The organism is Streptomyces sp. NBC_00536, from assembly GCF_036346295.1.
Lineage (GTDB): Bacteria > Actinomycetota > Actinomycetes > Streptomycetales > Streptomycetaceae > Streptomyces.
Map to the genome: position 1 here is coordinate 5,263,763 of NZ_CP107819.1, position 25,492 is coordinate 5,289,254.

Here is a 25,492-nt window from a genome sequence, read left to right on the forward strand (position 1 = left end):
CAACTCCCCTACCGGCCAGTAAATACCGGGGGTAACACCTGACACCGGGGAGACATCCATGGCCCGCACCACACCAAGGCTCAGATCTACCTTCGCCGCGGCGGCCGCGCTCGCGGCCGCCCTCGGCGGCGTCACCGCCATCACCCCCATGGCCCACGCGGCCACCGCAACCCCGGCCGCGGCGACGCCCCTGTCGCCCGAACTGGAGGCGGTCCGCGCGGCGGAGGCCACCAAGATCTACGGCGACCCGGCGATCCGCCCCCTGGCCGACCGCAAGACCGGGCTGATCTCGCTGGGCGACAGCGAGATCTCGGGCGAGGGCGTCGGCAACTACGACCCCGCGACCAACACCTCGTCCAACCAGTGCCACCGCTCGCCGGACTCGGCCATCCACCGCACCGGCATCCCCGCGGACCTCACCTTCAACGTGGCCTGTTCGGGCGGCTACACCGGCAACATCCGGATCGGCGGCAGCAAGCAGTACGCCGACGAACTGGTCCAGAGCGACAACCTCGCCATCAAGGCCCGCAACACCAAGATCAAGATGGTGCTGCTGGTCGCCGGGGCCAACGACGACCTCCAGTTCGGCCCGGTCATGACCGACTGCGTCACCCGCTGGGTGCTCAGCCAGGGCACCTGCGAGCCCAAGTACGGACCCGGCTGGCAGGCCCGGGTGGACGGCCTGAAGCCCAAGGTCGAATCGACCGTCGCCGACCTCAAGACCGTCATGCGGGACGCCGGTTACGCCGACTCCGACTACAAGCTGGTCGTGATGGGCTACCCGAGCCCGATCGGCCCGGACTTCAACGACAACCCGAACTTCCCCGGCAAGCTCCCCGGCGGCTGCGCGGGCTACGACTCGGACGCCGCCTGGGGCCGCAACTACGCGGTGCCCACCTTCGAGAAGGGCATGCGCGCCGCGGCGCTCGCCTCCGGTGCCTACTACCTCGACAACTCGCGGCTCTTCAACGGCCACGAGGTCTGCATGGAGGACACCTGGGCCCGCGGCCTCTACCTGGACCTCGGCGACCACTTCCCGTGGGACGAGAACACCGCCCGGCAGTCCTTCCACCCCAACTACCGCGGCCACGGCGCGTTCGCGTCCTGCCTGACCCAGCTCTACGACTCCGGCCTGCGCGAGGGCTCCTGCGCCGACCCGGCGAGCACCGGCACCCCCGTCCTGCAGGCCGGGGCCTGGGACGACCTGTACAAGCCGCTGAAGAACGCGGCGAACGGCACCTGCGTCGACGCCAACGGCGGCTCCAGCGCCAACGGCACCACGCTCCTGGGCTGGGACTGCCACGGCGGCCGCAACCAGGGCTGGTGGTACGACGCGCCCCGCAAGTCGCTCCACGTCGAACTGACCCAGGACCGCTGCCTGGACGCCCCCGGCGCCAACTACGGCGCGGGCACCGGCCTGATCATCTGGAACTGCCACGGCGGCGCGAACCAGCAGTTCGTCCGTGACGGCGCCACCATCCGCCCGCAGGCCGCCCCCGGCATGTGCCTCACCGTGGGCGCCGCCCACGACCCCGTCCGCCTGCAGACCTGCAACGGCGCGACGAACCAGCAGTTCGCGTAACAGGCACCCCCAGCACCGCCAGCACCCACGCACCCCCCCACCCGGCCGGCGCACCCCGGCCGGGTGTTTCCGTGTTCGCTCAGCAGGCGTCGAGCTGGTCCCGTACCTGCCGCGGCCGGTTGGTGATGATCGCGTCCACGCCGAGCCGCAGGCACAGGTCGACGTCCTCGGGCTCGTCGACCGTCCACACGCGCACCCCGAGCCCCGCCGCCCTGAGCCGGTCCACGAGCCGCGGATCCCGGCGCACCAGCTCGATCCCGGGACCGGCGTGCCCCACGGTGTGCGGCAGCCGCAGCGGACCCCGGCGCTCCAGCAGCTGTACGGTCTCCAGCGCGGGCGCCAGCCGGTGCGTACGGGCCAGCGCACCGCGCGAGAAGCTCATCACCTCGACCCGGTGACCGCCCTCCCCGGGCCCGTCCGCGAGCCCGTATTCCCCGAGCACCCGCACCAGCTCGTCCTCCACCCGGCCGCCCGCCCGCGTCGGGTGCTTGGTCTCGACGGCCAGCCCCACGGGCCGCGGCGCGGCCAGCACCTCGCGGAGCAGGTCCTCGAAGTACAGCACCCGGGCGCCCCCGTGCCGGGCCCCCTTCCAGCTGCCGAAGTCGAGCCCGGCCAGCTGCTCGTACGTCATCGCGGACACCGCGCCGCGCCCGTCGGAGGTCCGGTCGACCCGGCGGTCGTGCACGCACACCAGCCGCCCGTCGGCGGTCAGCCGCACATCGCACTCCAGCGCGTCCGCCCCGTCGAGCAGGGCCTGCCGGTAGGCGGCGAGCGTGTGCTCCGGATACTGCTCGGAAGCCCCGCGATGGGCGATGACCCGCGTCGCGCGGGCGGCGGAAGCGGAAGCGGGGACGTAGGACGCCTGAGTCATGCGCCAAACCCTCGCAAACCCGGGTGAACGGGCTGGTGCGGGGCTGTGTCTCTGACGTTAACCGGATGCGGATCCTCTCCTGGGCGCGGGAGGGTGTCGGCATGCCGGAATCAGGTTGGGCCCTCGTTGTCTGTGCGCCATGCCCGCACTGCGTCCATCACGCGTGGCAGCGGATCGACGGCGGACGGCTGCGCTGGGAAGCGGAGTGGGAGTGCGACCGGTGTGAGTTCGGGGGCCCCCGCGGCGGCTGCAACCTCGACTACGGGTGGGGACGGGCACCCGACCACATCCGCGCGCTCATCGTTGCGGCTGAGGGCACGGTCCTGCTCCGCGTGGACGGCTCAGGCGGCGCGGCCCTGAAGGTCTTCCGCGACGTGCTCGGAATGACGATCCCGGAGGTCCTGGCAGCGTCCCGCGACGGCTACCACGCCACCCCGGTGGAGGCCCGCCTCCTGACGGCCCTCCTCCAGGCATCAGGCTTCTCCACCCGTACGGAATCGGACCAGGCTCAGGCCTTGAACGCGTTGAGGAATCGATAGCCTGGCCGCGCCACCCCTTGGAGGACACCGTGACCGCACAGCCGGACCACGGCGCGGCGCCGATCCCGCGCCCCGAGCACACCCCCGACGCCGTACGTGTCGCCCTCGCCCGCATCGCGCCGCACCGCTTGGCGGAGCTGGAGCAGCACAAGGAGAATGCGCTGGCCGCGGCCATCCGCAGCTGGAAGGTCGGCCACCTCACACTGGCTCGACTGGTGGATGCGCGAGGTCGAGATCGAGAGACGCCAGGACCTCGTCAGCCGCCGCAATGAGGCCCTGGCCGCCATCCACCGCACCACGGGCACGGAAGATCCCGGCTTCCGCCCCGCCATGGACGAACTGGCCGCAGTCGAGGCCGAGGCGGCGTAGGCGTCGCCCGGGCGGAAGCCGCCCTGCGGGGCGTACGCGTCCGTCACCCGCTGCGCGCGGTTGCCCTTGGCCGGGCATCACCGAGAGCAGCCTCAGCCGCGACCGTGGGGCCGCCGCCACTCGTGATCGAGGACCGAATAGGTGACGGAGTCGCGCCACGCCCCACGGACGTGGACGTGCTCACGGATGCGGCCCTCCTCCGTCATCCCGGCACGGATCAAGGTCTTGTGCGACGCGGTATTGAGCGGCGCCCGGGCCGCCCACACGCGGTGCAGGCCGAGGTGGTCGAAGGCCAGGCTCAGGAGCGCGCGGACGGTCTCCGTCCCCAGACCCTGCCCCCACGCGTCCGGGCGGAGGGCGAAGCCCATGGTCGCGGCCATCGGCTGGTGAGGGTCGAGGGCCAGCCTGGCGTAGCCGATCAGCTCCGCGGTCTCGCGGGCCGTCACGGCGAGCCAGTACTCGTCCCTGGGCGACGCCACGGCCGAGGTGACGGAGCGCTCGACGATGGCCTCCACCTGCTCCCTCGTACGCGGCTCGAACGACAGGTGCCGGGTGGCTTCCTCGTTGCCGTAGATCGCGTGGACGGCATCAACGTCATCGTGAGTGATCTCGCGGAGGACGAGACGCGGGGCCGAGGGCGAGACGGGATACATGTCCGGGACCCTATCGGGCCAACGCCGGGCAGGCGCTCAGGCCTTGAGGGTGGCGAGGAAGGAGTCCCACGCGACGTCGGATACGAGGAACGCAGGTCCTTCGGGACGCTTGCTGTCGCGTATTGCCGCGGAGCCCTGGACGGAGGCGACCTCGATGCAGTCACCGCCGGATGAGCCTCCACCGCTGTAGCTGCTCTTATGCCATGATACGGTGCCGAGTTCGGTGGCGAGCATGGTCTGCACCTCAAGTCCTGTCGTTCACGTTTCACGCTTGATGCTCTGAATCAAGTCCATGCTGTCGGCTGTGTTCAGAGCCGCTGTTCGCAGCGTGTCGAACGCGAGCGTATACCGGGCAGTCTCCTCGGGAGTCTCCATGTGCAGAGTGCCTGTGACGTGCTCGACGCACACCACGTCCGAGAACGCCGGTGTGGGGAATCCGAAGAGGACGAACGCGCCGACCAGGCCGACATGGGCCCCTGTGCTGAACGGCAGTACCTGCACATCCACATTCGGCTGTTCCGCCCGCGACAGCAGGTGATCGAGTTGCTGCCGCATCACCTTGGGCCCGCCCACCGGACTACGGAGGGCGGCTTCACCCTCGATCACGCACATGCGGGGCGGGTTGTCGCGCTCCAATACCTCCTGGCGCTGCATGCGCATGGAGGTCAGGTCATCCACGCGCTTACCACTGAGCATCTCCGGATTGGCGCGGTACAGCGCCCTCGCGTAATCGGAGGTCTGGAGGAGACCGGCGATCAATAGAGGCTGGAACGACCGGATGTAGTCGGCCGTCTGCTCGTAGTCGATGTGGTCGGCGTAGGAGGGGAGGGCCGCGCGAAGGTGCCGTGTCCACCCTCGTTCACCACCTCGGCGGGCGAGTGCGACGAGATCCTCCACGAATGCGGGGTCATCGACCCCGTAGAACATGAGCAGGTCGCGGAGCTCGCCCAGGGAGATGCCGAGCCGGGCGTTCTCGATGCGGCTGATCTTGGAGCGATGGCATCCGATGCGTTCGGCTGCCTCCTCGGGCGACCTGCCTGACTTCTCTCGTAGTTGTACGAGCAGGGCAGCCAGACGGCGGCGTCGGACAGTTGGTCGAGGCTCGACCATGTGCGGCCCCCTCCAGGTGGCGTCGAATGCTCAAGGGTAGTCCTGCCACATGAAGTTGGAACATTTTCCGATTGAGTCGGTTGCGGTCCGGCGGTGTGCGGAGCACCCTGGTTAACGGCTCCTCTCAGCGACGCCGCGTCACCCCTGGTGACATCTGGCGTGCCCTGGAGCCGAACGCAGATACCCCCGCGACCGCGCTAACGGTCCGGGGGCATGGCCAACGCTTACTGAAGGAGCGTCAACATGGTGAACCCTAAGGGGCCCCTGGGCGGGCCGGATGACGGGCTCGTCGTACGCAGGTGGAACCGCGATCCGCGGTGCGTCGGGCGGGCGAGGACGGAGCTGCGCAGGGCCCTCGGGAACTGGGGGCTGGCGCAGATCGAGGACGACGCGCTGATCGTGGTCTCCGAGCTGCTGACGAACGCCAGCAGGCACGCTCGGGCCGCGCGCGGCCGGGAGATCGAGACCCGGTACGTGCGGCTCACCGCCGGTGTGCGGATCGAGGTACACGACGCGGCCCCCGGTCGGCCCGAGATGCTGTCCCCCGACCCGGAACGGGACCATGGGCGAGGGCTGTTCCTCGTGGACGCGCTCGCCGACCGGTGGGCGGCGGGGGAGCGGTGCGGGCCAGGTAAGCGGGTGTGGGCCGAACTCGCCGTACCGGCTCAAGGCGGCAGCCATCACGGCGGGTGATGCCGCCGCTGCCCCTGGGTGCGCCCCCGCCCTCGCCCTCCCGGCGGGGAGGGCGGGGGCGAGGGCGGGGTGGGTTACGCGTCCGGGCGGGACGTGTCGTCGATGCGGGTGTGGGTGGTGGGGGTGACGGTCTTCTGGGCCGTCAGGTAGGTCAGCAGGTCGCCGGCCATCAGGTTGCGGGTCGTGCCCTGGCCGTCGGCGAGCATCGTGTAGCCGTCGCCGCCCGCGTTCGTGAAGTTGTTCGTCGCCGCCGTGTACGTCGTGGCGTCCCGGGCGATCGGCGTGCCGCCGTCGAGCGTCACCGACAGAACGCGGGAGCCCACCGGCTTCGCCGAGTCGTAGGTGAAGCGGAATCCGGAGACCTGGAGGAAGCCGCCGGAGGAGTTCGGGGCCTTGCTGACGCTCTGCTCCAGGACCGCCCACAGCTGGGTGCCGGTGACGGTGCGGGTGAGCGACTGGTTCCCGAACGGAAGCACCGCGTACGCGTCCCCGGCCACCAGGTCGTAGGGGCCGGACCCGGTCCGCCGCAGCGTCTTGTCGGCCGGCTGGTAGGTCGAGGGGAGGGAGGCGCGGATGCCGCCGCCGTTGGTGAAGGCGATCTGGGTTCCGTACGTGGTGCGCAGCGCGTCCGTGGTCAGGTCACCCAGCGCGGTCTCGCGGACCCGGTCGACCTCGCCGCTCTGGTCGAAGAGTCCCGTCGCCACGGCGATCTTGCCGTCGTAGCGCTTCGACAGTTCGTCGCGGTACGGCTTGAGCATCGCCACCACCTCGGGGTCCGGCGTGACCTTGTCCGACAGCGGGACGACGAACTCCGAGGCCGCCGCCACGACGTGGCCGCCGCGCCGGCGGTCGTACTTCAGCGTGGTCTTCGCGTAGGTCGCGCCCTTGCTGAGGTTCTCCAGCACCAGGGCGCCGTTGATCTCGCTCTTGTACTGGACGTCGGTGTGGTCGCCCAGGACCAGATCGAAGCCGTGGACGGCGTGCGCGAACTCGGTCAGCGGGCCGGTGGGGCCGCCCTGGGCGTCCGTTCCCTCGATGCCCAGGTGCCCGAGGGCGATGAACACCTTCGCCCCGTGCCGGGCCGCCTCCTCGCGGGCCCGCATCGCGGCCTTCGCCGGGTCGGTCACCTTCATCGAGCCGAAATTGCCCGGCGCGACCAGGGTCGGAGCCTCCGGGTTCGTCACGCCGATGATCGCGACTTTCACGCCGTGGACGGTCTTGATCGTGTACGGGCTGACGTCGTGCAGGTTGCGGTTCAGGTTGGTCAGGTTCGCCGACACGTAGGGGAAGTCGGCGGCGTCGATCTGGGACTGGAGATGAGCGAGTCCCTTGTCGAAGTTGTGGTTGCCGAAGGTGTTGGCGGAGAAGCCCGTCTGGTTCATGAACTTCACGGTCGGCTCGTCGTCGAAGAAGCCGGAGACCGGCACGCTCGCGCCGACCGTGTCACCGGCCGACATCAGCAGGGTGTCGGGGTTGGCCTTGCGGTCGGCCTTCCAGTACGTGCTCAGCGCCGCCGCACCGCCGACGTTCCCGACGCCGCGGATGTTCAGCGGGTCGAGCTGGCCGTGGAAGTCGGAGACGTTCAGCACCTGGATGTCCACGACGTCCTGGCCGTGCGGGCTCTGCCACAGCGGCTCCGCGGCCGAGGCCGGGACGAGGCCGGACGCGGCGGCGGTCGCGGCGGTGGCCGTGGCCAGTGCGAGCAGCGCGAAGCGAAGCGGGGGTTTCACGATGGTTCTCCTGGGAAATCAGTGTCGCGCCAGGGGCACGGTAGGCGGCTCAGGAGAACGGCGTGTGGCGGGCCGGAGACAGCACTTCGCCCCGCCGAATACCGATTCGACGGGGCGAGTTAACCGGTCTGACCGACTGCCTCAGGTCACAGGCCCGGGCCGCGGACCGGGATGTGGGTGAAAGTGGGTTCCGGGGCCGGGTTCTGGAAGAAGTCGTTGCCCTTGTCGTCGACCACGATGAAGGCCGGGAAGTCCTCGACCTCGATCTTCCAGACCGCCTCCATGCCCAGCTCCTCGTACTCCAGGACCTCGACCTTCTTGATGCAGTCCTGCGCGAGGCGGGCCGCGGGGCCGCCGATCGAGCCGAGGTAGAAGCCGCCGTGCGCGGCGCAGGCGTCCGTCACCTGCTGCGAGCGGTTGCCCTTGGCCAGCATCACCTTGGAGCCGCCCGCCGCCTGGAACTGCTCGACGTAGGAGTCCATCCGGCCGGCCGTGGTCGGGCCGAAGGAGCCGGAGGCGTAGCCCTCGGGGGTCTTCGCCGGGCCCGCGTAGTAGACCGGGTGGTCCTTGAGGTACTGCGGCATCGGCGCGCCCGAGTCCAGCAGCTCCTTGATCTTGGCGTGCGCGATGTCGCGCGCCACGACCAGCGGGCCGGTCAGCGACAGGCGGGTCTTGACCGGGTGCTTGGTCAGGGTGGCGAGGATGTCGTCCATCGGCTGGTTCAGGTCGATGGAGACCACGTCCGCCGAGTCGTTCAGGTGCTCGTCCGTCGTCTCCGGGAGGAAGCGGGCCGGGTCGCGCTCCAGCTGCTCCAGGAAGACGCCCTCCGCGGTGATCTTCGCGGTGGCCTGGCGGTCGGCCGAGCAGGAGACGGCGATCGCGACGGGCAGGGAGGCGCCGTGCCGGGGCAGGCGCACCACGCGCACGTCGTGGCAGAAGTACTTGCCGCCGAACTGGGCGCCGATGCCGATCTTCTGGGTCAGCTCGAAGACCTGCTGCTCCAGGGCCTCGTCGCGGAAGCCGTGGCCGAGCGGGGAGCCCTCGGTCGGCAGTTCGTCCAGGTAGTGCGCCGAGGCGTACTTCGCGGTCTTGAGCGCGTGCTCCGCCGACGTGCCGCCGACCACGATCGCCAGGTGGTAGGGCGGGCAGGCCGCCGTACCGAGCGAACGGATCTTCTCCTCCAGGAACTTCATCATGGAGGCCTCGTTGAGGACCGCCTTGGTCTCCTGGTAGAGGAAGGACTTGTTGGCCGAGCCGCCGCCCTTGGCCATGAAGAGGAACTTGTACGCGCCGCCGTCGGTCGCGTACAGCTCGATCTGCGCGGGCAGGTTCGAGCCGGTGTTCTTCTCCTCCCACATCGTGATCGGCGCCATCTGCGAGTAGCGCAGGTTGAGGCGGGTGTAGGCGTCGTAGATGCCGCGGGACAGGGCCGCCTCGTCGGCGCCCTCCGTCAGCACGTTCTGGCCGCGCTTGCCCATCACGATCGCGGTGCCGGTGTCCTGGCACATCGGCAGGACGCCCGCCGCCGCGATGTTCGCGTTCTTGAGCAGGTCCAGCGCCACGAACTTGTCGTTCGCGCTCGCCTCGGGGTCGTCGATGATGCGGCGCAGCTGCGCGAGGTGCGCGGGGCGCAGGAAGTGCTGGATGTCGTGGATGGCCTCTTCGGCGAGGGCGCGCAGCGCCTCGGGCTCGACCTTGAGGAACGTACGGCCGTCGGCCTTGAAGGTGGAGACGCCCTCCGCGGTCACCAGCCGGTAGGGGGTGGTGTCCTCGCCCAGGGGCAGCAGGTCGGTGTACGCGAACTCCGGCATCGTGTGGCCATTCCTCACTCGGCAGACAGCGCTGACGCCCATTTGGCAGCGCAGTCCTCCAGCGTAGGACCTCTTCCACCGGCTCTGTCTGTGAGGTAAGGCTCACTGGGTCATTCGCCGGGCCCTCACTCGCCCCGCGCTCAGCAGTATCGCGATCTATCGTGTCTCGCTATGCTGGGTGCGTGGACCTCGAAAAGCACCCCGCCGCGCCCGCGCCCGCCGCCGAATCCGGGCCCGCGCCCGTCGCGCTGCGCGCCTCCGACGCCGACCGCGACCGCATCGCGCAGATCATCGGCGACGCCCTCGCCGAGGGACGGCTGACCGCCGAAGAGCACTCGGAGCGCCTCGACGCCCTCTACGCCGTCAAGACCGTCGGTGAACTGGAGGTGCTGGTCCGGGACCTCCCGGCCGCCCAGGGCACTGCCTACGCCGCACCCGCGCCCGCTTCCGGTCCCGCCTGGCCGGTTTCCGGCCCGCCCGGTGGCGGTTACGCCGAGAACGTGGTGGCGGTGTTCAGCAGCTCCGCCCGCAAGGGCCGCTGGCGCCCGGCGGCCCGTACCCGGGCCGTCTCGGTCTTCGGCGACATCACCATCGACCTCACCGAGGCCGTCTTCGAGCAGCAGGTCACCGAGATCAACGTGACCTGCGTCCTCGGCAACGTCGAGATCCACGTCCCGGAGAACGTCACCCTGCGGGGTTACGGCAGCGGGGTCCTCGGCAACTTCGAGGTGCGCGGCGAGGGCGAGTCCACCAGCGAACCGCAGGCGCCCGTCGTGATCGTCCGCGGGTTCACGGTCCTCGGCAACATCGAGGCCCGCCGCAAGCGGGGCGCCCGCCTCGTCGACCTGGCGGACAAGTTCCGCAAGCGGCTGGGCTGAAGCGCTTCGGCAGTGATGCCGGAGGGTCGGGGCGGCCGCGCCGACTCCGATCAAGGCCGAATGGTTCCGCTTGGCTTCCGCATACGGCGGATTCCGGTCGAACTTCCCCCGGATGGCACACAGTGCATAGGGGGACGTACAGCGGGTAGGGACAGGTGCATCGTCTCTCGCTCGCGAATACGTCGTCAGGAGTAGACCGTGCAGCATCCGCCGCATCAGTCCCTGCAGGTAGCCACCGTGCAGAGCGTCCGGGGCATCCCGGGCCCACGGACGCCCGCGAGGGAAGAGGACGGCCCATGGCACGCGGAGGCGGTGTGCCGCAGGGATGAGGCGGGCCTCTTCTTCGCCCCCTCCAAGGAACCGACCGCGGCCCGCCTGGCCCGCGAGGAGGCGGCCAAGCGGGTCTGCGCCCGCTGTCCCGTGATGGTCGCCTGCCGGGAGCACGCGCTGCTCCAGCCCGAGCCGTACGGCGTGTGGGGCGGGCTCACCGCTGCCGAGCGCCGGGTGGTGCTGGCCCGTCGGCGGCGCCGGGCGGCCGAGCTGCGGCAGGGGCCGGGGGCCGAGCCGGTCGCTGCCGCGGGCTGAGTGGTCCCGTCTGGCGCGGCGCCGCTGCCGGGGGCTCCGCCCCCGGACCCCCGCGCCTCAAACGCCGGCGGGGCTGATTTTGGCCGGAGGGGCGGTCACCGCCGCACGCGGTGACCGCCCCTCCGGCTGCGCCGGCCGCAGGCCTACTGCGCGCGGTCGAAGTCGATCGCGCTGTACGCCCGCAGCTTCGACAGGCGGTGGGTGGAGTCGATCTGCCGGATCGTGCCCGACTTCGAGCGCATGACCAGCGACGAGGTGGTCGCGGTCTCCGAGCGGTAGTGGACGCCGCGCAGCAGCTCGCCGTCCGTGATGCCGGTCGCGACGAAGAAGACGTTCTCGCCGGAGACCAGGTCGTTGGTGTGCAGGACCCGGTCCAGGTCGTGGCCCGCGTCGATGGCCTTCTGGCGCTCGGCCTCGTCCTTCGGCCACAGCTTGCCCTGGATGGTGCCGCCGAGGCACTTGATGGCACAGGCCGAGATGATGCCCTCGGGGGTGCCGCCGATGCCGAGGAGCAGGTCGACGCCGGTGCCCTCGCGCACCGCCATGACCGAGCCCGCGACGTCGCCGTCCGAGATGAACTTGATGCGGGCGCCGGTCTCGCGGATCTCCTTGACGATGCCCTCGTGACGGGGGCGGTCCAGGATGACCACGGTGACGTCCTCGACGGCCATGTTCTTCGCCTTGGCGACCCGGCGGATGTTCACCGAGACGGGGGCGTTGATGTCGACGAAGTCGGCGGCCTCGGGGCCGGTGACCAGCTTCTCCATGTAGAACACCGCGGACGGGTCGAACATGGTGCCGCGGTCGGCGGCGGCCAGGACGGCGATCGCGTTCGGCATGCCCTTGGCGTTCAGGGTGGTGCCGTCGATCGGGTCGACGGCGATGTCGACCTCGGGGCCGGTGCCGTCGCCGACGCGCTCGCCGTTGAACAGCATGGGGGCCTCGTCCTTCTCCCCCTCGCCGATGACGACGACGCCGTTCATCGAGACGGTGGAGATCAGGGTGCGCATGGCGTTGACCGCGGCGCCGTCGGCGCCGAGCTTGTCACCGCGCCCGACCCACCGGCCCGCGGCCATGGCGGCGGCCTCGGTGACCCGGACGAGTTCCAGGGCGAGGTTGCGGTCGGGTGCCTCCGGAGAGACTTCGAGCTGGGGCGGCAGGTTGTGCTCGGTCATCGGAGCGCACCTTTCTGTACGGCGACGGCCGGGAAGTGAGGGTGCTGGAACTCTATCGGTACGTCGATAAATTGAGCAGGGCGGGGCACGTATGAGCGGTATATCGGTCAGCGGATTGGCCTGAGCGGACGGATGGGGGCCGGATCGCGGACCGATCGGGGCCGCCGCCCGCCCCTCCGGGCGACCCTGGTGATGATCGCGTACCGCGATGCGGGACGATGGTCCCGTGGCAGGCATGAAAGGCAAGCAGACGATCTGGGACATGGTCCGGTCGCTGGCGATCATCGGCGTGGTCGCGGGGGGTATCTACCTGGCCGTCCCGCACGACGACAAGGCCGATCCGACCCATGTCGTCGACTACCGGATCGAGACCATCACGGCCCGCCGCGCGGCTCCGTACCCGGTGGGTTCGCCCGTCGGGCTCAAGGAGGAGTGGCGCGCGACCTCGGTGACCTACGACCGCAAGGCCGGCAACGCCTGGCACCTGGGCTTCCTCGACCCGCGGCAGCAGTACGCCGCGGTGGAGCAGTCGAGCGACACCTCGCCGAAGTACCTGGAGAAGGTCACCCAGCAGGCCAAGGCCACCGGGTCGACGCAGCGGGTCGGCGACCTGTCCTACGAGCGCTGGGAGGGCCCGAAGTACCGGGCCCTGGTCCGTCAGGAGCAGGGGCACGTGACCGTGGTCACCGGCACCGGATCCTTCGGCGAGCTGAGCGAGCTGGCGGCCGCGCTGGAGTTCAAGCAGGGCGCCTGAGCCGCCGGAATCGGTATGTGAAGAAGGCCGCCCGCCCCGGGGAAACCGGGGCGGGCGGCCTTCTTCACATACCCTTGTGCGGGGCTCAGACGGTCGTGACGACCTGGTCGAAGTCCAGGCGCGGGGAGCGCGGGTACCAGGCGTTCTCGCCCGGCTTGCCGATGTTGACGACCATCAGCGGGGTGTGGTCGTCGTCCAGGAACTCCTTCTGGACACCGGCGAAGTCCAGGCCCGTCATCGGACCGGCGGCCAGACCGGCGGCGCGGACGCCGACGATGAAGTACGCGGCCTGGAGGGCCGAGTTCACCAGTGCGGAGTGCTCGCGGACCGGGCGCTCGGTGAAGAAGAGGTCCTTGGCCTGCGGGAACCCGGGGAGCAGGGCCGGCAGCTCCTCGTGGAACTCGTTGTCCGCGGAGAGGATCGCGACCAGCGGGGCGGCCAGGGTCTTGGCCTGGTTGCCCTCGGCCATGTGCTTCACGAGGCGCTCGCGGGCCTCGGGGGAGCGGACCAGCGTGATGCGCAGGGGCGTCTGGTTGAAGGCCGTCGGGCCGAACTTGACGAGGTCGTAGATCGCCTGGACCTGCTCTTCGGTCACCGGCTCGTCGGAGAACGAGTTGGCGGTACGGGCCTCGCGGAACAGGAGGTCCTGAGCGGCGGAGTCGAGAACGAGGGACATCGGAAAGCCTTCTTCCATACGTGGGTGAAGCGATGTCCCGACCGTACGCCGAAGAGATTTAAATTTCAACTACATGGCCATTCCGGTGACGGGCCTCACAGTCGACGCCCCGTGACCTCGGGCTATTCGTCGCCCGCGCCGTCCCCGTCCCGCCCCGCCAGCGCCGAGTCCAGCCGGGCGCGGGCGCCCTCCAGCCAGTTCCGGCAGACCTTCGCCAGCTCCTCGCCGCGCTCCCAGAGGGCCAGTGACTCCTCCAGGGAGGTGCCGCCCGCCTCCAGCTTGCGCACGACCTCGATCAGCTCGTCCCGCGCCTGCTCGTACCCCAGCGCCGTACCGGCCTCAGTCATTCCCCGCTCCGATCGTATCTGCGTAGTACAACGAAATTGTTGCCGGAGTGTGTCGCTCGTAGCCAGTGGCCACCGGCTACTCGGCGCCCGCCGCGGGTGCGGTGACGCGCACGGCGAACTCGCCCTCCGCGACCCGTGCCCGCAGCACCTCGTCCGCCCCCAGCCCCTCCGGCGAGCGCACCACGTGCCCGTCCGCCCGTTGGAGCACCGCGTAACCGCGCTCCAGCGTCGCCGCCGGGGACAGCGCCACCACCCGGGCGCGGGTGTGCGCCAGCTCCGACTCGGCCCGGTCCAGCAGGTGGCCCAGGGTCCGCCGGGCCCGCGCGAGCAGGGCGTCCAGCTCGGCCTCCCGGGTCTCCACCATCCGCTGCGGGTGTACGAACACGGGCCGCGCCAGGGCGTGCGCGAGGCCCCGCTCCTCCCGGTCCAGCAGGGCGCGCACCGCGCGCAGCCCCCGGCCCTGGAGCTGGCGCACCCGCTCCAGCTCCTCGCCGACGTCCGGGACCACCTTCTTCGCCGCGTCCGTCGGCGTGGACGCCCGTACGTCGGCGACCAGGTCCAGCAGCGGGGAGTCCGGCTCGTGCCCGATCGCCGAGACCACGGGGGTGCGGGCCGCGGCCACCGTCCGTACGACTTCCTCGTCGGAGAAGGGCAGCAGGTCCTCCACGCTGCCGCCGCCGCGCGCCACGATGATCACGTCGACCCCGGGCAGCGCGTCCAGCTCCTTGACCGCCTCGATCACCTGGGGCACCGCGTGCACGCCCTGCACGGCGACATTGCGCACCTCGAAGCGGACCGCCGGCCAGCGGCGGCGCGCGTTCTCCAGTACGTCCCGCTCGGCCGCCGAGGCCCGCCCCACCACCAGCCCGATCAGCTGCGGCAGGAACGGCAGCGGCTTCTTGCGGTCCAGCGCGAACAGGCCCTCCGAGGCCAGCGACCGCTTGAGCTTCTCCAGCCGCGCCAGCAGCTCGCCGATGCCCACGGGCCGTATCTCGGTGGCCCGCAGCGACAGCTGCCCGCGCGGCGCGTACCACTCGGGCTTGGCGAGGACGACGACCCGCGCGCCCTCCGACACCGAGTCCGCGACCTCGTCGAACACCTGCCGGAAGCAGGTCACGGCCACCGAGATGTCGTGCGACGGATCGCGCAGGGTCAGGAACACCACCCCGGCCCCCGGCCGCCTGGAGAGCTGGGTGATCTGCCCCTCGACCCACACCTGACCGAGGCGGTCGATCCAGCCCCCGATCAGCCGGGACACCTGACCGACCGGCAGCGGCGTCTCCGGCGATGAATTCAGACCCATGCACGCAGGCTAACGGCCGCGACCGACAATGCCGTCGGGTCCGCCGGGCGTCGCGTCGGCGGGTCCGCCGGGCCCGGAGCCCGGGTGCCGCCCCCGCCGTCCCTTCTGTGCCAGCAGCACCGCCAGCCCCACCGCCAGCCAGAGGGCGCCCACCCACTGGGCGGTGTGCGAGGCCTCGACGATCACCGCGACCGTCACCGCCGCGCCCAGCACCGGGACCACCAGGTGCTTCCACCAGCTCGGCGGCCCCTCGGCGCGGCGCACCACGAACCAGCCGACCACGGAGGCGTGCAGCAGGGTGAAGGCCACCAGCGCCCCGATGTCCACGACGGAGACCAGGTGGTCGAGCCCGTCGTCGCGCCGGGCCGCCCAGACGGCCGCGACCAGCGTCACCGTCGCCGCGACCAGCAGCGCCGGGCGCGGGGTGCCCCCCGAGGTCCGCGCGAGGGCCCCCGGCAGCCGCCGGTCCCGGGCCATCGCGAACAGCAGCCGCCCGGCCGCCGCCTGCCCGGCCAGCGCCGCGAAGGCCGCCCCGATCGCCTTGCTGGCCGCGACCAGGTCGTGCAGCCAGGAGCCGACGGCCGATTCGACCGTGGTGTAGAAGGCCGGGCCCTGGAGCCCCGGATCCGCCGCCAGCTCGGCGGCGGAGAACGGGGCCAGCAGCGCCGCCAGATAGGTCTGCGCGATGAAGAGCACCCCGGTCAGCGCCAGACAGAAGAGCACCGCCCGCGCCACCTTGGCGCTGCCTCCCGTCACCTCCTCCGCGAAGGAGGCGATCGCGTCGAACCCCAGGTAGGAGAGGACCGCCACCGACACCGCGCCGAGCACCGCGCCCGTCGAGAAGCCGAGCGAGCCGTCCCCGGTCAGCGGGGACAGCCAGCCGCGCCGCGCGCCGTCCTGGACCAGTACGGTCACGGCGGCGACCAGGAACACCAGCAGGACCAGGATCTCCAGGGCCAGCACGGCGAAGCCCACCCGAGCCGCCGCCCGTACGCCCCACAGGTTCAACGCGGTGGTCACCAGCACGGCCAGCGCCGTCCACACCCAGCGCGACACCTCGGGCACCAGCGCGTGCATCGCGATCCCGGAGAAGAGGTAGGCCACCGCCGGGATCAGCAGGTAGTCCAGCATCGCCATCCACCCGGCGATCAGCCCGGGCCCCTCGCCGAGGCCCTTGCGGGCGTAGGTGAAGACCGAACCGGCCTGCGGCGCGACCCGGACCATCTGGGCGTAGGAGAAGGCGGTGAAGGCCATCGCGACGGTGGCGGCGAGGTAGACCAGGGCTACAGCGCCGTGCGACTTCGCGTCGAGGGTGCCGAAGATGCCGACCGGGGCCATCGGCGCGATGAACAGCAGCCCGTAGACGACCAGGTCACGGAAGCCGAGGCTGCGCCGCAGCCGTCCTCCGGGGGCGGCCGCGGCCGACGGACCGGCCTCCGTACCGGGATCCGTATCGGACACCATCCGCCCTCCGAGCGACGCAGTGGACATGCTTTCGGTCCAGTTTGTGCCGAACGGGGTACGTCCGGCCTGTTGGACACCCCCGTACGATGGACGCCATGACTGCTGCCGCCGCTCCCGCTTCCCGCCGTGTCCTGCTCGCCGCCCCGCGCGGCTACTGCGCGGGCGTCGACCGAGCCGTGATCGCTGTCGAGAAGGCTCTCGAGCAGTACGGTGCGCCGGTCTACGTCCGACACGAGATCGTCCACAACAAGTACGTCGTCCAGACGCTGGAGAAGAAGGGGGCCATCTTCGTCGAGCGGACGGAAGAGGTCCCCGAGGGCTCCATCGTGATGTTCTCGGCGCACGGCGTGGCCCCCGTCGTCCACGACGAGGCCGCCGAGCGCAAGCTCGCGACGATCGACGCGACCTGCCCCCTGGTCACCAAGGTGCACAAGGAAGCCGTCCGGTACGCGAACGAGGACTTCGACATCCTCCTCATCGGCCACGAGGGCCACGAAGAGGTCATCGGCACCTCCGGCGAGGCCCCCGACCACATCACGATCGTCGACGGCCCCGAGGACGTCGCCAAGGTCACCGTCCGCGACGAGTCCAAGGTGGTCTGGCTGTCGCAGACCACGCTCTCGGTCGACGAGACGATGGAGACGGTCGACGCGCTGAAGACCAAGTTCCCGCTGCTCGTCTCGCCGCCCAGCGACGACATCTGCTACGCCACCTCGAACCGGCAGGCCGCCGTCAAGGTGATGGGCGCCGACTCCGACCTCGTCATCGTCGTCGGCTCGAAGAACTCCTCGAACTCGATCCGGCTGGTCGAGGTCGCCCTGGACGCGGGCGCGTCCGCCGCGTACCTCGTCGACTTCGCGAGCGAGATCGACGAGGCCTGGCTGGAGGGCGTCACCACGGTCGGCCTGACCTCGGGCGCCTCGGTGCCGGAGGTCCTGGTCGAGGAAGTGCTGGAGTGGCTGGCGCAGCGCGGCTACGCCGACGTGGAGATCGTCAAGACGGCCGAGGAATCGATCGTCTTCTCCCTCCCGAAGGAACTGCGCCGCGACCTGCGGACCGAGGCCGCGAACCTGCTCGCGGGGAAGTAGTCCACGGGGAAGTCCACGGGCGAGTGGGCCGGGTCGCGCCCGCCGCTTCGGGGTCTTTTCGTACGGTGAGTCCATGCAGATCTTCGGTGTGGACATCGGCGGTTCCGGGATCAAAGGCGCTCCCGTGGACCTTGACCGCGGCGACCTGGCGCAGGAGCGCCACAAGGTACTGACACCGCATCCGGCCACCCCCGACGGGGTGGCCGACTGCGTTGCGGAGGTCGTACGGAACTTCGACTGGAGCGGCCCCGTCGGCGTCACCTTCCCCGGGGTCGTCACGGGCGGCATCACCCGCTCCGCCGCGAACGTCGACAAGGGCTGGGTCGGCCTCGACGCGGCCGGACTCCTCTCGGAGCGCCTCGGCGGCCTCCCGGTCACGGTCCTGAACGACGCGGACGCGGCGGGCGTCGCGGAGATGACGTACGGAGCCGGCCGCGGCCGCGCCGGTACGGTCATCCTCCTGACCCTCGGCACCGGCATCGGCAGCGCCCTCTTCACGGACGGCCGCCTGGTCGCCAACAGCGAGCTGGGCCACCTGGAACTGCGCGGTCACGACGCGGAGACGCGGGCCTCGGTGAAGGCCAAGGAGGACGGCGACCTCAGCTGGGAACGCTGGGCGCACCGCTTGCAGAAGTACCTCGCCCACGTGGAGATGCTGTTCTCCCCGGACCTCTTCATCCTGGGCGGCGGGGTGAGCCGCAAACCGGAGAAGTTCCTGCCGCTGATCGAGGGCATCCGCGCCGAGATCGTCCCCGCGGAGCTTCAGAACAACGCGGGGATCGTGGGCGCGGCGATGGCGGCGCGGCCCGCTTCTCCTTGACGTCGCTCAGGCGATGCGGCGGGGGACGGTCCGCCGCCGTCCGATGAGCACGGCCTTGCGCACCACCGTGATCAGCCCGGCGATCAGGGTCCCGGCGTACAGCCACCCGGCGTGCAGGGACAGCGCCGTGACCACACCCATCAGCTGACCGCCGAAGCCGCCGGAGCCGCCCGCGATGGGCCACACTCCGGCGGTGAAGGCGATGGGCGCGGCGATCGGCGCGGTGATCAGGTCGGCGGGGCGTACCCAGAGCGCGGTGGCGGCGGCGACGGGCATGAAGAGCAGCCCGTAGCCGAGCAGCGACGCGTCGAAGATCAGCCAGTCGATCCCGGAGGCCAGCGCCATCGCGGCGCAGGCGAACAGCCCGCCGCCGAGGCCGGTCAGCTTGGGCCGGGGCAGCCGCCGCGCCAGAGCCGGCCGCGGCCGGGGCCGGGGTCGGGCCGGGGGCGGGGTGCCACCGCCCTGCGGGGGTACGGCGGCGGGCCGCCGGGCCGCCTCCGGCTGTCGCTGCGGGTGATATGCCGATCGCATCCTGTCTCGCTCCACTGGACCAAGCTAGGCGGAGCCGACCCCGGATGGGTGCCTGGACACGCGTACATCCACCGGCACGCATCGGAAAGTAAACTGTCCGATGGCCCGTACCCGGGCCACCCCCCTCCAGCTACGGGAAGTCGCCAACGTGTCGCTCACGATCGGAATCGTCGGCCTGCCGAATGTCGGCAAGTCGACCCTTTTCAACGCCCTGACCAAGAACGACGTGCTGGCGGCCAACTACCCGTTCGCCACCATCGAGCCGAACGTCGGCGTCGTCGGCGTCCCGGACACCCGCCTCGCCGTCCTCGCGGGCATCTTCGGCTCCCAGAAGCTGCTCCCGGCGACCGTCGACTTCGTCGACATCGCGGGCATCGTCCGCGGCGCCTCGGAGGGCGAGGGCCTCGGCAACAAGTTCCTCGCGAACATCCGCGAGTCGGACGCGATCTGTCAGGTCATCCGCGCCTTCGCCGACGAGAACGTCGTCCACGTCGACGGCAAGGTCTCGCCGAAGGACGACATCGAGACGATCAACACCGAGCTGATCCTCGCCGACCTCCAGTCGATCGAGAAGGCGGTGCCGCGCCTGACGAAGGAGTCCCGCCTCCAGAAGGAGAAGGTCGCGGTCCTCGCCGCCGTCGAGAAGGCCCAGAAGATCCTCGAAGCGGGCGACACCCTCTTCTCCCACGGCATCACCAAGGGCACGGAGCAGGGCGACCTCCTCCACGAGCTCCACCTCCTCACGGTCAAGCCCTTCCTCTACGTCTTCAACGTGGACGAGGACGAGCTGACCGACGACGCCTTCAAGGCGGAGCAGAGCGCCCTGGTCGCCCCGGCCGAGGCGATCTTCCTGAACGCCAAGCTGGAGGCCGAACTGATCGAACTGGACGACGAGGAAGCCCTCGAACTCCTCCAGTCGGTCGGCCAGGAAGAGCCCGGCATGGCCACCCTCGGCCGCGTCGGCTTCGCGACCCTGGGCCTCCAGACCTACCTGACGGCAGGCCCGAAGGAAACCCGCGCCTGGACCATCAAGAAGGGCGCCACGGCCCCCGAAGCGGCCGGCGTGATCCACACGGACTTCCAGCGCGGCTTCATCAAGGCCGAGGTCATCTCCTTCGCGGACCTGGTCGAATGCGGCTCGGTCACCGAAGCCCGCGCCAAGGGCAAGGCCCGCATGGAAGGCAAGGACTACGTCATGCAGGACGGCGACGTGGTGGAGTTCCGCTTCAACGTGTGAGCGGCGAAGTGACGCCACGTCGTTGACATGGCAAACATGCGGGTCAGATGGGGCCGGACGCTGTCGAGTCCGGCCCCATCTGCATTCCCGTGCTGACTTGGTGCTGACCTTTCAGCTGCTTCGGGGCGGGGTGAGCTTGTCGAGGTCGAGGGTGATTTCGAAGGGGACCGGGCGCTTGAGGGTGCCGCGGAAGATGCCGGCGGGCGCGTAGGAGCTGGTCGGTTTGTCCAGCTCGTAGACGTGGACCACGGGCGCGCCGTCCTCGTCCTCGATGCACCAGTAGTGCGGGATCCCGGCTTCTGCGTACTTGCGGAGCTTGACCGTGCGGTCGCGGTGGGCGGACTCGGGGGAGACGACCTCGACGACGAGTCGGACCTCCTCGGGGGCGAACCAGGTCCGGTCGTCGTCGTACGCGGCCGTTGTCACCAGGAGGTCGGGCTCGGGGCGGTTGCGCGGGTCGAGCTTGATGGTCATCTCGCGGCCGACTCTGCTGTCGGCGGGTACCTGCTCCATGAGTGCGACCGTGAGCATGGTGACGAGGTGGCCGTGCCACCACCGCTGGGGCGACATCATGAAGACGAGGGCTCCATCGATCAGCTCGGTGTGGCGGGGCGCCTCGGGGAGGCGGTCGAGGTCCTCCGCGAACCAGCCTTCCGCGCGCGGCGGGCGCATCCAGTCGGGCAGTGCGGTCATGGCTTCACGGTAGCGGCCCGCGGCTCAGGCCGGAGTGCCAACGGTCCAACGGTCCCGGCCGGATCGTTTCGGCGGCATGGTGCCCTCAGTCGAGGAGGCCCAGGCGGGGGGAGTGGGGGGTGTGGAGGCGGCGGAGGTGGGAGAGGGCGCCTGCGGAGCCGGTGGACCAGGTGGCGGTGGCGGTGGTGAGGGTGGTGTCCGGGAAGGTGGGGCGGGTGGCGGGGCCGCCGGTGCGGGTCAGGGTGATCAGGGCGGTCCGGATCGCCGCTTCGTGGAACTCTTCCGAGTGGGAGGCGGTTGCCACGTCCAGGAGGAAGTCGCCCACGCCCGACAGGCCGCAGCACTGGCCGGTCAAGGGCATGCGGGGGGCGAGGGTGGAGCAGGTGCGGGCCGCCTGCTGGGCGAGGGTGAGGTACGCGGGTTCGTTCAGGCGGGTGGCGGCTCGGACGAGGACCGTGCCGATGCCTGCGAGGCCGCGGCACCAGGAGGCGTAGCGGCGGGTCGCCGCCGGGGTGCTCGCCGCCGCGATGATGCCCGGGGTGAGGGAGGCGAGGCGGGCGCAGGCCTGCCGGGAACGGGCGATGGTGTGCGGGTCGCCCGTCGTGGCCCCGTGTTCCAGGAGGAAGTACGCGACGCCCGCCTCGCCGTGGGCGATGCCTTGGTCGAGGGCGGCATTGCCGGGGGAGGCGGATGCCGTGGCCGTCAGCCGGGCCTCGCCGGAGGTCAGCAGGCGGGCGCACTCGGCGGCCGCGGCGAGGTGGGCCGCATCCCCGGTGTGCCGGGCCAGGAGGAGGTGGCCGAGGCCGATGCCGGCCGCGCCCTCGATCAGGTCGGCTTCCGGAGGACCCCCGTCCGGGGTGCGGGACGGGAGGAGGGGGTGGGGGACGGCCGGGTGGGGCGTGTGGGGTGTGTTCGCCTGGGTCAGGAACAGTTCCACGCCCGTGTGGCCCGAGTAGAAGCCCGGTGACATGTTCTTGGACCGGGGCTGTGCGGCGGTCCACTGGGCCAGGGCGGTGACGGTCTCGCGCACGTCCGGGCGGTGCAGGTGGTGGAGGAGTTCCAGGCCGAGGCCGGAGGTGCCGCCGTAGACGTCGATCGGCGTCGGGACGCTGAGGCGGGCGGCGCGCACCGGGTCGATGATGCGCTGCGCTTCGGCCACGCAGAACGTGAGGGTGTGGTCGGTGATCTCCCGGAGGCGGTCCGCCTCCAGGCGAGGGCCGGGGCCGGGGCGGGGGCGTGGGCGGGAGATGGCGGGGGTGCCCGTGCGGAGGTGGCTCGCGGTGGACGTCCGTACGGTCGCGTCCAGGCTCATCAGGCCGCTGATCATGGACCGGATCCCGTGGTGGCCGGGGTCCGGGAGGACCCATGACAGGGCGTCGAGGGTCCGCTCCCGGTTGACCGCGGGGTCGGGGTCGATGATCACCGGGTCCAGGCCGGTGGCGGCGAAGTACAGGGTGGCGCCCAGAGCGTAGTGGTCGTCGGCGGGCCGGGCCGGTCCGCTCGCGCGCAGGACCGGGGCGCTGTAGCCGGGGGTCGCGCCGCCCGGGCCGGTGCCGTCGCGTTCGCTGGTCCCGAAGTCGATCAGGAAGCACCGGCCCTCGGGGTCCAGGACCACGTTGTCGGGTTTGAGGTCGCGGATCACCACGGAGTGGGTGTGGATCTCGTCGATGATGCGGAGGAGGCGGGTGGCCAGGTCCGTGAGGGCGCGCGCCGGGTACGGGCCGTGGTCCTGGACCTGCCGGCGCAGGTTCCGGTCGCCGCAGTCGGTCATCACCAGGTACTCGTCGGGTTCGTGCCGGAAGTAGTCCAGCCCGCGCGGTACGCCCGCGACGGAGCCGAGCGCGGCGAGGACCGCGCGCTCGTTGCGCAGCCGGTCGCGGGTGTCCGTACCGCCGGCTTCCTCGGATACGAAGGCACGCGCCTGCTTGATCACCACGAGCCGTCCGGATGCCCGGTCGAGGGCGCGGTAGACGTTCCCCTGGGGCTTGCGGACGATTCCGGCCGTGAGCGTGTAGCGGCCGCCGCCCACGCCGAAGGCGGGCCGAGGACCCTTTCGCCGTGGTTCCGGGTCCGGCGCGAAGGGGTCCTGGGCCCAGGGCGGGCAGCGGTACGCGCCGCTCGCCAGCCCGTCGAAGAGCTGCCCGTCCGGTCCGGTCATGACCGATTCAAGCCGTCCGCCGCGCCCGGTCCGGTAGTCGCCGGTGAAGGGTCCGTAGCGGTAGTAGACGGGGGCGTCCGGGTCGACCCGCCGGTCGCTGACGACCCGTGGTCCCTCCCGGCCGCGCAGGACGGTCACGAGTTCCGCGGCGAGGGCGGCGAGGACGCCGGGGCCGGGGCCGGGGTAGACCGTGATCGCCTTGCCGACGATTCCGGGGCCGGCGGTCCCGGAGTTGATAGTGCGCAGGGTCTGCGGATTCTTGGCGAACTTCGCGTGGCACACGTGCCGTCGCAGCACCGGAAGGACCAGGGCGACCACGGCGTCGAGTTCGCCGGGACGGGCGGAAACGTGCAGCTTCCAGCCGTGGTCCATCGCCGGCATGCGCGGGTCGTTCAGGTACGACCACGTGTCATCGGACCATCCGCGCCGGCCGACGATGGACCCGGTCACCGCTAGGAGTTGTTGTCGCAGGCGAAGCGGGTGGTGGCGGTCACCCACGGGTCGGCGAGACAGGCGGTGTGCTCGCGGTCGCTGCGGTCGTCGTCCTCGAAGGCGATCATCTCGTCATCGATCAGCAGCGGGCCCGCGTCGAGGAACTCGTCGAGCTTCGGAGCGGCCGTGCGTGCGGCTGTGGCTGTGGGCATGTGGTGCCTCCGTGTCGTGTCGTTCGTGTCGTCCTGTCGTACGTGCCGTCAGGCATGGGCCTGATTCCCCGAAGGTAAGGAGGCCCTGTCCGGCCGGACAGGGTCAAAAGCGCAGGCTCCGCGGCACCGTCAGAACCCGCGGACCGAGGCGATCGTGAAGCTGGCCGGGGTGCTGCTGCCCGTGGGGTCGAAGGGTCCGCCCTTGTCGAACTGGGAGCGGACCACCAGGGTGCGGCCCGGGACGTGGGCCAGGGTGGTGGGGATCTGCAGCGACGGGTCCGTCAGGGTCCGCTCCAGATGGGCCCGGGTGCCGTCGGCGGAGACCTGCCAGCGCGTCAGGGTGTTGTCGCTGTTCTGGGCCACCCGCAGGGTGCCGTCGGGGGCGAGGTCCAGGCCGTCGGCGTGCGTCAGGGCCGGACCGTCGAGGGTGACGCGGCGTACGGCCCCGGTGCGCAGGTCGACGCGGTAGAGGTCGCCCGCCGCCATGTCGACGGTCAGCAGGTAGCGGCCCGCGCGGTCGGAGGCGATCCCGTTCAGGGTGAAGGTGCCCGCGGGCCGGGGGGCCAGGGCGGAGTTCAGGTCGTACGCCGTTTCCAGGGTGCCGGTGCCCGCGGCGAGCTGGGCCGGGGTGACGCGGTGGATCACGGCGCGGACGCTGTCCGTCAGGTAGGCGGTGCCGTCCGGGGTGATGGTCAGGTCGTTGATGAAGGACGGGCCGGTGCCGCCGGTCTCGAAGTGGGCCAGCCGGGCCCCCGTACGCGTGTCGTAGACGGCGACCCCGGCGGTGGAGTCCGTCACCCACAGGCGGCCGCGGTCGTCGACGCGCAGGCCGTTCGCCGTGTGGCGGCCGTCGGTGCCCGCGGGCAGGAAGACCTCGGCGGTGCGCTGTCCGGGGCGGGCGCGGTAGACGGTGCCGTCCGCGTACGAGCCGACGTAGACCGCGCCGGTACGCGCGTCCGCGGCGATGCCTTCCGGATAGACCTTGGCGCCCGGCAGGTCGAACGCCGTCGTGACGCGGGTGCGTTCCTGGGAAGGGGAAGGGGAGTCGGCCTGGGCCGCCGGGGCGGTGGTCGTGAGCGTGGCCAGCACGGCGGCCGCCACGGTCAGCGTGGCCAGGGGCAGGTGGGTGAGCTTCATGGTGTGTGGCCTTCCGTGTGTCAGGGCGATTCTTGTCGTGTAGGCAGTTCTTGTCATGTAGGCATGAACATATGTTAGAGGTCTAATGATTGGCAAGGGTCGTAGGATGCCGACATGACCTCCATGCCCCCGGGCGAGCGCATCGGCTCCCACATCAAGCGGGCCGAACAGTCCCTGCTCGCGACGAAGCACGCCGTGCTGAAGCCCGCCGGAGTAACGGTTCCGCAGTACTCCGCCCTGCTCTGGCTGGCCGAGAACCCCGGCATCTCCGCCGCGGCGCTCGCGCGGCTGTGCGGGGTGACGCCGCCGACCATGAACACCGTGCTGAAGAACCTCCAGGAGCGCGGGCTGATCGAGCGGAGCCCGCACGAGTGGCACCGCAACGTCCTGGAGACCCGGCTGACGGACGAGGGGCGGGCGGTGGTCGCCGTGGCCGACGCCGCCGCGGTGCGGGTGGAGCGCAAGCTCGCCGCGGAGTTCAGCGCGGCGGAGCGGGAGCAGCTGATCGCGCTGCTCGGGCGGTGCGCGGCCCTGCTGGACCAGGAGCGCTGACCGGATCGGTGTCAGCCGCGCGGCGACTTGGCGAGATTCAGGTCATTTTTTTGCCTGAACTTGAAACCTCTTGGGCGATTCGGTCATCAGGA

Annotated in this window: 27 protein-coding genes; 11 read left to right on the plus strand and 16 right to left on the minus strand. The window is 71.0% G+C overall.

Translation table 11 applies throughout. From position 1 onward, the window contains the following. Positions 1-58 precede the first annotated feature (58 nt). Positions 59-1,582: a ricin-type beta-trefoil lectin domain protein gene (locus OHS33_RS23505; protein ID WP_330332382.1), complete on the plus strand. Its 1,524-nt coding sequence runs from the start codon at positions 59-61 to the stop codon at positions 1,580-1,582. Between the two features lie 79 nt (positions 1,583-1,661). Here OHS33_RS23505 and OHS33_RS23510 read toward each other — a convergent pair whose 3' ends face one another. After that, a complete protein-coding gene (locus OHS33_RS23510; RefSeq protein ID WP_330332383.1) occupies positions 1,662-2,453 on the minus strand; it encodes a glycerophosphodiester phosphodiesterase in 792 nt (263 codons plus the stop codon). Between the two features lie 101 nt (positions 2,454-2,554). Between OHS33_RS23510 and OHS33_RS23515 the strand changes: the two genes are divergently transcribed. After that, positions 2,555-2,992: a hypothetical protein gene (locus OHS33_RS23515; protein ID WP_330332384.1), complete on the plus strand. Its 438-nt coding sequence runs from the start codon at positions 2,555-2,557 to the stop codon at positions 2,990-2,992. 219 nt (positions 2,993-3,211) lie between these two features. Beyond that, entirely contained in the window at positions 3,212-3,361 is a 150-nt protein-coding gene (locus tag OHS33_RS23520; RefSeq protein WP_330332385.1) for a hypothetical protein, read from the plus strand. A 92-nt stretch (positions 3,362-3,453) separates the two neighbouring features. On the opposite strand, the gene OHS33_RS23525 is transcribed toward OHS33_RS23520, so the two are convergent. From OHS33_RS23525 to OHS33_RS23535, 3 genes are read right to left on the minus strand one after another with little or no spacing between them, the layout of a single operon-like run. Continuing rightward, positions 3,454-4,014, minus strand: a complete 561-nt coding sequence (locus tag OHS33_RS23525; protein WP_330332386.1) for a GNAT family N-acetyltransferase — start codon at positions 4,012-4,014, stop codon at positions 3,454-3,456. A gap of 36 nt (positions 4,015-4,050) precedes the next feature. After that, positions 4,051-4,248, minus strand: coding sequence for a DUF397 domain-containing protein (locus OHS33_RS23530; RefSeq protein WP_330332387.1), 198 nt, complete (start codon positions 4,246-4,248; stop codon positions 4,051-4,053). 24 nt (positions 4,249-4,272) lie between these two features. Next, positions 4,273-5,124, minus strand: a complete 852-nt coding sequence (locus tag OHS33_RS23535; protein WP_330332388.1) for a helix-turn-helix domain-containing protein — start codon at positions 5,122-5,124, stop codon at positions 4,273-4,275. A 243-nt stretch (positions 5,125-5,367) separates the two neighbouring features. Here OHS33_RS23535 and OHS33_RS23540 point away from each other — a divergent pair, with 243 nt between their 5' ends. Further along, a complete protein-coding gene (locus tag OHS33_RS23540; RefSeq protein ID WP_330332389.1) occupies positions 5,368-5,817 on the plus strand; it encodes an ATP-binding protein in 450 nt (149 codons plus the stop codon). Positions 5,818-5,891: 74 nt separating this feature from the next. On the opposite strand, the gene OHS33_RS23545 is transcribed toward OHS33_RS23540, so the two are convergent. Further along, positions 5,892-7,547, minus strand: a complete 1,656-nt coding sequence (locus tag OHS33_RS23545) for a bifunctional metallophosphatase/5'-nucleotidase (RefSeq protein WP_330332390.1) — start codon at positions 7,545-7,547, stop codon at positions 5,892-5,894. Positions 7,548-7,693: 146 nt separating this feature from the next. Next, the gene (locus OHS33_RS23550) at positions 7,694-9,358 is read right to left on the minus strand and encodes a fumarate hydratase (protein ID WP_330332391.1); all 1,665 of its coding nucleotides are present in this window, start codon (positions 9,356-9,358) and stop codon (positions 7,694-7,696) included. Positions 9,359-9,540: 182 nt separating this feature from the next. On the opposite strand from OHS33_RS23550, the gene OHS33_RS23555 reads away from it, so the two are divergent. After that, positions 9,541-10,236: a DUF1707 SHOCT-like domain-containing protein gene (locus OHS33_RS23555; protein WP_330332392.1), complete on the plus strand. Its 696-nt coding sequence runs from the start codon at positions 9,541-9,543 to the stop codon at positions 10,234-10,236. Between the two features lie 198 nt (positions 10,237-10,434). Continuing rightward, the gene (locus tag OHS33_RS23560; RefSeq protein ID WP_330332393.1) at positions 10,435-10,821 is read left to right on the plus strand and encodes a WhiB family transcriptional regulator; all 387 of its coding nucleotides are present in this window, start codon (positions 10,435-10,437) and stop codon (positions 10,819-10,821) included. A gap of 143 nt (positions 10,822-10,964) precedes the next feature. On the opposite strand, the gene glpX is transcribed toward OHS33_RS23560, so the two are convergent. Continuing rightward, the gene (gene glpX, locus OHS33_RS23565; RefSeq protein WP_330332394.1) at positions 10,965-11,996 is read right to left on the minus strand and encodes a class II fructose-bisphosphatase; all 1,032 of its coding nucleotides are present in this window, start codon (positions 11,994-11,996) and stop codon (positions 10,965-10,967) included. Positions 11,997-12,231: 235 nt separating this feature from the next. Between glpX and OHS33_RS23570 the strand changes: the two genes are divergently transcribed. Then, positions 12,232-12,750, plus strand: a complete 519-nt coding sequence (locus tag OHS33_RS23570) for a DUF4245 domain-containing protein (RefSeq protein WP_330335167.1) — start codon at positions 12,232-12,234, stop codon at positions 12,748-12,750. Between the two features lie 85 nt (positions 12,751-12,835). On the opposite strand, the gene OHS33_RS23575 is transcribed toward OHS33_RS23570, so the two are convergent. From OHS33_RS23575 to OHS33_RS23590, 4 genes are all read right to left on the minus strand, one after another. Continuing rightward, a complete protein-coding gene (locus OHS33_RS23575; protein WP_330332395.1) occupies positions 12,836-13,426 on the minus strand; it encodes a malonic semialdehyde reductase in 591 nt (196 codons plus the stop codon). A 122-nt stretch (positions 13,427-13,548) separates the two neighbouring features. Next, positions 13,549-13,773 (minus strand): exodeoxyribonuclease VII small subunit, encoded by a 225-nt coding sequence (locus tag OHS33_RS23580; RefSeq protein ID WP_330332396.1) that lies wholly within the window; start codon positions 13,771-13,773, stop codon positions 13,549-13,551. A 76-nt stretch (positions 13,774-13,849) separates the two neighbouring features. Then, positions 13,850-15,076 (minus strand): exodeoxyribonuclease VII large subunit, encoded by a 1,227-nt coding sequence (gene xseA, locus OHS33_RS23585; RefSeq protein ID WP_330332397.1) that lies wholly within the window; start codon positions 15,074-15,076, stop codon positions 13,850-13,852. Between the two features lie 9 nt (positions 15,077-15,085). Then, positions 15,086-16,540, minus strand: a complete 1,455-nt coding sequence (locus OHS33_RS23590) for an APC family permease (RefSeq protein WP_330335168.1) — start codon at positions 16,538-16,540, stop codon at positions 15,086-15,088. Positions 16,541-16,626: 86 nt separating this feature from the next. Here OHS33_RS23590 and OHS33_RS23595 point away from each other — a divergent pair, with 86 nt between their 5' ends. Together OHS33_RS23595 and ppgK are read left to right on the plus strand one after the other, a co-directional pair. Beyond that, complete coding sequence (locus OHS33_RS23595) at positions 16,627-17,628, plus strand: 4-hydroxy-3-methylbut-2-enyl diphosphate reductase (RefSeq protein WP_330332398.1); 1,002 nt, start codon at positions 16,627-16,629, stop codon at positions 17,626-17,628. A 73-nt stretch (positions 17,629-17,701) separates the two neighbouring features. Further along, a complete protein-coding gene (gene ppgK / locus OHS33_RS23600; RefSeq protein WP_330332399.1) occupies positions 17,702-18,448 on the plus strand; it encodes a polyphosphate--glucose phosphotransferase in 747 nt (248 codons plus the stop codon). Positions 18,449-18,454: 6 nt separating this feature from the next. On the opposite strand, the gene OHS33_RS23605 is transcribed toward ppgK, so the two are convergent. After that, on the minus strand, positions 18,455-18,979 hold the full coding sequence (locus OHS33_RS23605; protein ID WP_330332400.1) for a DUF6542 domain-containing protein: 525 nt from the start codon (positions 18,977-18,979) through the stop codon (positions 18,455-18,457). Positions 18,980-19,127: 148 nt separating this feature from the next. Between OHS33_RS23605 and ychF the strand changes: the two genes are divergently transcribed. Continuing rightward, positions 19,128-20,216: a redox-regulated ATPase YchF gene (gene ychF, locus OHS33_RS23610; protein WP_330335169.1), complete on the plus strand. Its 1,089-nt coding sequence runs from the start codon at positions 19,128-19,130 to the stop codon at positions 20,214-20,216. 111 nt (positions 20,217-20,327) lie between these two features. On the opposite strand, the gene OHS33_RS23615 is transcribed toward ychF, so the two are convergent. The 4 genes from OHS33_RS23615 to OHS33_RS23630 form a co-directional block, all read right to left on the minus strand. Then, entirely contained in the window at positions 20,328-20,909 is a 582-nt protein-coding gene (locus tag OHS33_RS23615; protein WP_330332401.1) for a Uma2 family endonuclease, read from the minus strand. A gap of 85 nt (positions 20,910-20,994) precedes the next feature. Next, positions 20,995-23,565: a class IV lanthionine synthetase LanL gene (gene lanL / locus OHS33_RS23620; protein WP_330332402.1), complete on the minus strand. Its 2,571-nt coding sequence runs from the start codon at positions 23,563-23,565 to the stop codon at positions 20,995-20,997. Continuing rightward, positions 23,520-23,711, minus strand: a complete 192-nt coding sequence (locus OHS33_RS23625) for an SflA family class IV lanthipeptide (protein ID WP_330332403.1) — start codon at positions 23,709-23,711, stop codon at positions 23,520-23,522. Before OHS33_RS23625 ends, lanL begins: the two co-directional genes overlap by 46 nt. A gap of 129 nt (positions 23,712-23,840) precedes the next feature. Then, complete coding sequence (locus OHS33_RS23630; protein WP_330332404.1) at positions 23,841-24,848, minus strand: SMP-30/gluconolactonase/LRE family protein; 1,008 nt, start codon at positions 24,846-24,848, stop codon at positions 23,841-23,843. 114 nt (positions 24,849-24,962) lie between these two features. Here OHS33_RS23630 and OHS33_RS23635 point away from each other — a divergent pair, with 114 nt between their 5' ends. Continuing rightward, positions 24,963-25,400: a MarR family winged helix-turn-helix transcriptional regulator gene (locus OHS33_RS23635; protein ID WP_330332405.1), complete on the plus strand. Its 438-nt coding sequence runs from the start codon at positions 24,963-24,965 to the stop codon at positions 25,398-25,400. The last annotated feature ends 92 nt before the right edge of the window (positions 25,401-25,492 follow it).